Genomic DNA, 1,099 nt, shown 5'->3' with positions numbered 1-1,099 from the left:
CATTCCCACTCGAAACGCAACAAAACCCAGGGGGCTTATGCCGCCTGTAAGTGTGTTAAAAATACCTCATTGGGGGAGCGATAGCCCAGAGATTTTCTCCCTCGTGTGTTGAGTATGTGTTCGAGTTCAGCAATCTTGCGATGGCTCACCTGACTGAAGTCTGTTCCCTTGGGGTAAAAGCGCCGTATCAGCCCGTTGGTATGCTCATTCAGGCCGCGCTCCCAGGAATGGTATGGGCGTGCAAAGTAGACCTGCGCCCCTGTGATTTCCGTGATTTGCTCGTGTAAGGCAAATTCAGGGCCGTTATCAGCGGTCAGGGTTTTAAACTCGCAGAAGGTATTTGCCTCAATGTCCCTGAACGCGGCAACCACGGTCTCCGACCGCTTATTGGGCAACTTACGAATGATGACGGTTTTCAAGGACTTATCTACGAGAGTGAGCAGGAATGACTTCTGGTCTTTGCCAAAAATGGTGTCAATCTCGAAATGCCCAGGTTCCTGTTTGAGGTCGGCTTCCGCTGGGCGATGCTCAATGCCAACACGGTTGGGAATAGGGCCTCGTTTGAGGTTTTCGGCATTGTAGCTATAGCGTTTTCCCCGGTGAGGAAGTTGCTGATACAGGTCGCCGCCAGCCTGTCGCTCCTGCTGGATATAGCGATAGAGAGTATTTTTGCTGACAGAGACACCGAATTCCAGTTGCAGGCGGCCACTGATGACTTCAGGCGAGGTATGGGTGGAAAGCGCCTGCCGGATGAAGTCCTGAATGTGTGGCTCCAACTGGTGGAAAGCATTGTCTGGCAGAGGCTTATGACGCCGCCCTCGGGCCAGAGTATCCGCCCTTCTACAGCAGTAGACACCGTTGAAAGTGGGGTCGGTATTGCGTCTGAGTTCCCTGCTGATGGTCGAGCGAGGAAGCTCAAGCTCTCGGGCGATGGTGGCTTGGTTGACACCTTCACCACGCCGCTTTTCGATGTAGAACCGCTCTTTCTGAGTCAGATGTTTTCCCTGCATGCAACAGGCTCTCCAGTAGGGCCAGAGCGGTGATTTTATCCGGGTCTGGCCAGTGGGTCACTTTGTTGCGTTTCGAGTGGGAATGGGGC

General features: G+C 53.6%; 1 protein-coding gene. It reads right to left on the bottom strand.

Features of this window, described 5'->3' with window-relative positions:
* Window positions 1–35: 35 nt before the first annotated feature.
* A complete protein-coding gene (locus tag ACMV5H_RS25540) occupies window positions 36–1,010 on the bottom strand; it encodes an IS30 family transposase (protein WP_414822805.1) in 975 nt (324 codons plus the stop codon).
* Between the last annotated feature and the right edge of the window lie 89 nt (window positions 1,011–1,099).

The organism is Serratia sp. N21D137 (assembly GCF_047530005.1).
Taxonomy (GTDB): domain Bacteria; phylum Pseudomonadota; class Gammaproteobacteria; order Enterobacterales; family Enterobacteriaceae; genus Chania; species Chania fonticola_B.
This window is presented reverse-complemented; position numbering and strand designations above follow the sequence as displayed.